This is a genomic window from Paraconexibacter sp., assembly GCF_041602235.1.
In the GTDB taxonomy this organism is placed as follows: Bacteria; Actinomycetota; Thermoleophilia; order Solirubrobacterales; family Solirubrobacteraceae; genus Paraconexibacter.
The window spans coordinates 1-6,122 of the sequence record NZ_JBFIGP010000231.1 but is presented as its reverse complement, the minus strand read 5'-3'; the positions used below and the strand labels follow the sequence as shown (position 1 = coordinate 6,122).

The following is a 6,122-nucleotide window of genomic DNA, read 5'->3' as shown; positions in this document are numbered from 1 at the left end:
GTCCTGCGCGTCCTCGACAAGGTGTTCCTCGGTGCGTTCACCGTCGAGCTGCTCATCCGCCTCACGGCGGTCCGCTGGCAGGCCCGGACGTTCTTCGCGAGCGGTTGGAACAGCTTCGACTTCGTCGTCGTCGCCGCGAGCTTCATCCCCGGGCTCAACGCATCGCTGCTGCGCATCGTGCGCCTCGCGCGCGTGGTCCGCGTGGTGCGCTTCCTGCCCGACCTGCGCGTGATCGTCACTGCGGTGGGCAAGTCGGTCCCGGGCGTCGCCTCGCTCGCCGTCGGCACGGCCCTGCTGGTGTACGTCTACGGCATGGCCGGGTGGCTGATCTTCGACACGCACGACCCGGAGAACTACGGCGACGTCGCGCAGTCGATGCTCACCTTCTTCGTGATGCTCACGCTGGAGAACCTGCCCGACAACCTGGAGATGGGCCAGGAGCTCTCGGGCTGGACCGTGCCCTTCTTCATCTCCTACGTCCTGCTCGCGTCGTTCCTGGTCTTCAACCTGTTCATCGGGATCGTGCTCAACTCGATGGAGGAGGCACGGGCCGCCGACCACCGCGCCCAGCGCGAGATCGAGCGCGAGGCCGCGGCGGCCAGCGACGACCCCGAGGACGACCTCGTGGTGGCGGTGGAGGACCGGATCGACGAGCTGCGCGCAGCCCTCGACGCGCTCTCCCAGGAGCTCTCCGACCGGCAGGCGTCGCGCGGCGACTAGCGCTCGCGCATCGGGTACGTTCGCCCGATGAGCGACTACACGATCACGAATCTCCTCGAGGCGAAGGACAGCGCGCCCGAGTACGGCATCGACGCCCTCGGCCAGTTCATCTTCCCGCGCGAGGAGCTCGGCGCCACCACCACGGGCCTGGCGCTGCAGCGCCTCAAGCCCGGCAAGCGCCAGCCGTTCGGCCACCGGCACGTCGATGCCGAGGAGATCGCGCTGGTGCTCGCCGGCAGTGGCCGGGTCAAGCTCGACGACGAGATCCGCGACCTCCGGACCTACGACGCGATCCGCATCGCCCCGGCCGTGAAGCGTGCGTTCGAGGCCGGGCCGGACGGGCTCGAGCTGCTGGTGTTCGGCCCGCGTCACGAAGGCGACGGCGAGCTCGATCACGGCTTCTGGACCGATTGACCTCAGTCGGCGGACGGGCCGTCCCAGCCGCCCGACTCGCCCTTGTAGGTGCCGGAGCGGTCGATGCCGACGACCATGAGCGCGGTGCGCCAGAGGATCTTCAGGTCGACGAGCAGCGACGCGTGCTCGATGTACCAGAGGTCCAGCTCGATCCGCTGCGACCACGGCAGGGAGGCGCGGCCGTTGACCTGCGCCCAGCCCGTGATGCCCGGGCGCAGCGCCAGACGGCCCCGCTGACGCTCGGTGTACTGCGCCACCTGGCCGGGGAGCGTCGGTCGTGGTCCGATGATGGCCATCTCCCCGCGCAGCACGTTCACGAGGTTCGGCAGCTCGTCGATCGAGGTCGCGCGGAGCACCGCGCCGACCCGGGTGATGCGGGCGTCGCCCTTGTCGACCGCGAGGCCCGCCCCCTGGAACTCGGCACCGTCGACCATGGTGCGGAGCTTCAGCACGTCGAACTCGTGCCCGTGCTGTCCCACGCGACGCTGCCGGTAGATCACCGCGCCCGGCGTCTCCAGCCGGACGAGGAGCGCCGCGAGCGCCACGACCGGCGCGCTGAGCAGCAGCACGGTCCCGGCGACCAGCACGTCGAAGATGCGGCGCAGCGGCTCGGGCATCAGCGCGTGCCCTCCGGTGGCGCCCAACCCGCCTGGGTGCCGTGGCGCAGGTGGTCCAGGAGCCCGAAGGCGATCGAGGCGGTCGTGAGCACGTAGTACCGCGCGATCAACAGCGGCTTCGCGGGCACGCGGCCCGCGGCCAGTGCGGCGCCCAGCAGCGACAGCTGGGCGGCGAGGAGCAGGCGAGCCACCGCGCCGCCGCCTCCGAGGACCCACGCGATGCCCGCGACGAGGGCCTTCACGTGCAGGAACGGCGACGCGTACCGCAGGACACGGTGCCCGAAGAGGGCGAAGGCGTACCGCGGCGGCACGCGGTCCAGCCGCAGCAGCCCCCCGCGCAGGACGATCGGCCAGGCGTGGCTCATCATGCGCCGCTTGCGCGCGAACTCGCCCTCGATCGAGGGCACCATCAGCTCGCGGGCGCGCGCGTCCGGCGCGTACACCGCGCGCCAGCCGTTCTGGACGAAGGTGAACGGGAAACTCAGGTCGTGCCCCATGATCGGGTCCACGACCACGTAGGCACCGCGACGGGTCGCGTAGATCGCGCCGTTGCCGCCCGTGACCGAGTGCAGCCGAGACTCCATCGCGCGCAGCCACATCTCGTACCGCCAGTAGACGCCCTCCTGGTTCGTGGCGTCCGGGTCGGCCGCGTCGCTCGTGAACGTGACGTTCCCGCAGACGTAGCCGACCTGCGGGTCCGCGAACGGCGCGACGAGCCGGCGCAGCGCGTCGGGCTCCCACATCGCGTTGGCGTCGGAGAACGCGACGATGTCGGAGCTCGCGCGGGCGACCGCCGCGTCCTGGCTGGCGATCTTCCCGCCCCGCGGGTTCTCGAGCACCAGGTCGGCGCCCGCGTCCCGCGCGCGCTGCGGCGTGTCGTCCGGGGACCCGTCGCAGCTGACCACGACCGTCAGGCGGTCCTGCGGGTAGTCCAGCGCCCGGGCGTTCGCGACCTTGGCCGCGATGACGTCCTCCTCGCGGTACGCGGCGACGATCAGGGTGACCGACGGCAGATCGTCGTCGGGGTCGGCGTCCGGTGGAGCGCCCTCACCGTCGCCACGACCGAGCACCCGCTCGCGCAGCCACAACGTGATCGGGTAGCCGACCTGGGCGAAGGCGAGCAGCGAGGCGGAGGCCCAGAAGGCGATGGCGGCGACGGCACGCACTGCGCGCATTGTGTCCGAGGCGCGCGGGAGGTGCGCGCCGGGTCGCTCACCCCAGCAGCCGCCGGTACAGCGCCTCGTGCTGCTCGGCGACCGCGGACCAGGCGTAACGGCCCGTGCCGACGGCGCGGGCCCCGTCCTGAAGACGCTGCCGTTCGTCGCGATCCCCGAGCAGCCGGCCGAGCGTCGTGGCGAGCGCGGCCGGGTCGGCGTGCGGCACGAGCGTCGCCGCCCCCTCCGCGGCGACCTCCGGGAACCCGCCGACCGCGGAGAGCGCGATCGCCTTGCCCATGCCGATCGCGCTGAAGAGGACGCCGGACTGCTCGATCTCCCGGTACGGCAGCACCACCACGTCGGCCCGCGCGAGCAGCGCGGCCGCCTCGCGGTCGCTGACGAACCGCTCGACGAACCTCACGCCCCCGGCAGCGCCGGCCTGCGCGTGCAAGGCCCGCGTGTCCATGCGCGGCATCCCGGCGATCCACAGCTCGGCCTCCGTGCCGGCCCGGCGGACGAGCGCCCACGCGTCGAGGAGCACGTCCAGGCCCTTGTACTCCCGGAGCAGCCCGAAGAAGAGCGCCACGGGCACACCGCGCCCGCTCTCACCGACCTCGGGCGGCAGCGCGGGCGGCGGGTCGGCGGCGGCGAGGTCCGCGAGGTGCGTGAACGCGCCGTGCGGGATCACCGTGATCTTGTCGTGCGGGACGTCGGCCTCGGCGACGAGGCGGTCGCGCCCGTGCTCGGAGTGGACGACGATCGCGTCGACCCGGTGGTACAGGCGCTTCTGCGCCGCGAGCTGGCCGGTCCGCGGCTCGCGCGGGAGCACGTCGTGGGCGGTCAGCACGAGGGGGCGGTCGCGGGGCAGCAGCAGCCCATCGACGTGCTGCACCGGCAGCCACTGGAAGTGGAGGACGTCGGCGCGCTCGCGACGGGCGCGCCGCGCCACGGCCCGCATGCCCGGTCCGTGCTGGGCGAGCTTGGCCGTCAGGCGCAGCGGCCCGGGCAGGGCCGTGCCGTGCCTGTAGAAGCCTTCGCGCAGCTCGTAGCCGGCGCGGCCCGCGGCGCCGTCGTTCCACGGCGCGTCGCCGTAGGGGAAGCGGCTGGTCTCCAGCACGACGTCGAGACCCCGGGCCGCGAGGGCCCCGCACAGGGCGTGGTCGTACGGCGGGGTGAAGGCCGACGGGTCGACCACGTGGACGCGCACGGGCACGATTATCGTTGTCCGCGCCAGGCGTCGTAGCCTGTCCTGCGCGTGACCGCCCCGATCGACCTCAGCTTCTGCGTCGTCAACACCAACCAGCGGGAGCTCCTGCTCCGCGGGCTGGACGCGATCGCCCGCGAGCGCGAGGCGCTCGGCGACGCGGTGGCGACGGAGGTGATCCTCCTCGACAACGCCTCGCAGGACGGGTCGGCCGACGCCGCCGCCGCGCACCCGACGGTCGACGAGCTGATCCGCCTGGAGCGCCGGGAAGGGGTGTCGGCCAACGTCAACGCGGTCGTCGCGAGATCGCGGGCGCCGCTCTGCCTGCTCCTCAACGAGGACGCCGAGCTGCAACCGGGCGCGACCCGGGCGCTGCTCGACGCGCTCGACGCCGACCCGCGCGCCGGGGCCGCGGCGGCGGCGCTGCTGCGCCCCGAGGGCTGGCAGCAGCCGTCCGCCTGGCGGTTTCCCTCCGTGTGGACCGCGCTGGCCGGCGCCCTGTTCCTGCACCGCCTCACCACCGTGCAGTCCAAGGGCGCCGCAACGCGGCGCGTCGACTGGGCGCAGTCCTGCACCATGCTCGTCCGTCGCGAGGCCGTCGAGGAGGCCGGCTGGTGGGACCCGGACTTCTTCGTCTACTCCGACGAGGTCGACGTGCAGAAGCGCATGGCGCAGCACGGCTGGCACACGCTCTACGTGCCGTCCGCCCGGTCGGTCCACCACGAGCAGCTCTCGACCGACAGCGTCCCGGAGCGCAGGATCGTCGAGCTGTCGCGCAACCGCGACAAGTACCTGCGCAAGCACCACGGCGCCGGGGTCGCCTGGCTCGTGCGCTGGCTCACCGCCTTCCCCTACGCGGTACGCACGGTGGCTGCGCTGGTCCTGCCGGGACACGATCCGCGGCGCTACGCCACCCACGTCCGGGCGACCTTGCGGCCGGGGCGTGGCGAAGGGATCCGCGAGGCGGCGGAGGCCTTCAACCGCCGGCTGGACGCCGGGGGCTGAGGCCGCTCAGCGGCGGCGCAGGCTCCGCAGGCGCTCCCGCTCCTCGGGCGTGAGGAACCGGGTGAGCACCAGCAGGACCGGGACCAACCCGATCGCAGCCGTGCGCGTGACCCAGGCCTCCACGCCGTCGGTGGGCAGCACGAGCTCGCCGCCGACCGCGACCCCCGTGAGGACGGTGACCAGCAGTGCGAGGCGACGCCACTCGAACGGAACCACGAACAGCCGTCTCGTCAGCAGGTGGATCGTCGCCACCATGACGACGTACGCCACGCACAGCGCGATGCCCGCGCCGGCGACCCCGAGCGGGGGGACGAGCAGCACCAGGGTCACGACGTTCACGACCACGCCCGCCAGCGCGGCCGGGAAGTTGCGCGTCGTCACCTTGGCACGACCGGCGATCGTGATGAAGACGAGGTTCAGGCCGTAGAGGGCCCAGCCCAGCGCCAGCCACGGCAGGGCCTCGTGGGCCTCCGCGAACGCGTCGGCGGCGAGGAGGTCGACGACCTGACGGGACAGCAGCGTCAGGGCGACGACCGCGGTGCCGGTCACCGCGACGTACATCGTCGTCACGAACGCGTACAGGCGTCGCGCCTCCTGCGGGTCGGCGATGCTGTAGGCCAGCGGCGGCCAGGCCGCCTGGAACCCGCGGACGGCGACGATCACCGCCGTCGCCAGCTTGACCGCCACCGCGTACACGCCCGCCGCGGCGGGCGACTCCACCCGCAGCAGGTACGCCCGGTCGACGACGTTCAGCAGGAAGACCGTCGCCTCGGCGGGCACCGTCGGCAGGCCGAAGGCGAGGGGCACCCGCAGCCGCTCGGCGATCCCGGTCGGCAGGAACCGCACCCGGTCGCGCAGCAGCCACCACACCCCCAGCAGGACGACGGTCGAGGCGAGGTAGTTGCCGAGCACGTAGGCGGTCGCGCCACCGTCGAGACCGACGACGAGCGTGACGGTGAGCCCGACCGTCAGCACGACGTTCGTCAGCGAGGCGGCGAGGTAGTC

At 73.1% G+C, this 6,122-nt stretch carries 7 protein-coding genes; 3 read left to right on the top strand and 4 right to left on the bottom strand.

From position 1 onward, the window contains the following. Positions 1 to 720: ion transporter (locus tag ABYE80_RS15765; RefSeq protein WP_372791255.1), on the top strand; the 720-nt coding region annotated here is incomplete at its 5' end. Positions 721 to 747: 27 nt separating this feature from the next. Beyond that, positions 748 to 1,134 carry a cupin domain-containing protein gene (locus ABYE80_RS15760; RefSeq protein WP_372791254.1) on the top strand — a complete coding sequence of 129 codons (387 nt, stop codon included), beginning with the start codon at positions 748 to 750 and terminating at the stop codon, positions 1,132 to 1,134. A gap of 2 nt (positions 1,135 to 1,136) precedes the next feature. Here the strand turns inward: ABYE80_RS15760 and ABYE80_RS15755 are convergent, their stop codons facing one another. Genes ABYE80_RS15755 through ABYE80_RS15745 form a run of 3 tightly spaced genes read right to left on the bottom strand, consistent with a single transcriptional unit; the run spans position 1,137 to position 4,115 of the window. Next, positions 1,137 to 1,751 carry a sugar transferase gene (locus ABYE80_RS15755; protein WP_372791253.1) on the bottom strand — a complete coding sequence of 205 codons (615 nt, stop codon included), beginning with the start codon at positions 1,749 to 1,751 and terminating at the stop codon, positions 1,137 to 1,139. Beyond that, complete coding sequence (locus ABYE80_RS15750) at positions 1,751 to 2,917, bottom strand: glycosyltransferase family 2 protein (protein WP_372791251.1); 1,167 nt, start codon at positions 2,915 to 2,917, stop codon at positions 1,751 to 1,753. The genes ABYE80_RS15755 and ABYE80_RS15750 overlap by 1 nt, the downstream gene beginning before the upstream one ends. A gap of 46 nt (positions 2,918 to 2,963) precedes the next feature. Then, positions 2,964 to 4,115, bottom strand: coding sequence for a glycosyltransferase (locus ABYE80_RS15745; RefSeq protein ID WP_372791250.1), 1,152 nt, complete (start codon positions 4,113 to 4,115; stop codon positions 2,964 to 2,966). 48 nt (positions 4,116 to 4,163) lie between these two features. Here ABYE80_RS15745 and ABYE80_RS15740 point away from each other — a divergent pair, with 48 nt between their 5' ends. Continuing rightward, complete coding sequence (locus ABYE80_RS15740; protein WP_372791248.1) at positions 4,164 to 5,117, top strand: glycosyltransferase family 2 protein; 954 nt, start codon at positions 4,164 to 4,166, stop codon at positions 5,115 to 5,117. Positions 5,118 to 5,123: 6 nt separating this feature from the next. On the opposite strand, the gene ABYE80_RS15735 is transcribed toward ABYE80_RS15740, so the two are convergent. Next, on the bottom strand, positions 5,124 to 6,122 hold a 999-nt coding region (locus ABYE80_RS15735), incomplete at its 5' end, for a lipopolysaccharide biosynthesis protein (protein WP_372791247.1).

Coding starts and splice junctions, on each gene's coding strand:
- ABYE80_RS15760 (WP_372791254.1), top strand. CDS start 748: ATGAGCGACTACACGATCACGAATCTCCTCGAGGCGAAGGACAGCGCG.
- ABYE80_RS15755 (WP_372791253.1), bottom strand. CDS start 1,751: ATGCCCGAGCCGCTGCGCCGCATCTTCGACGTGCTGGTCGCCGGGACC.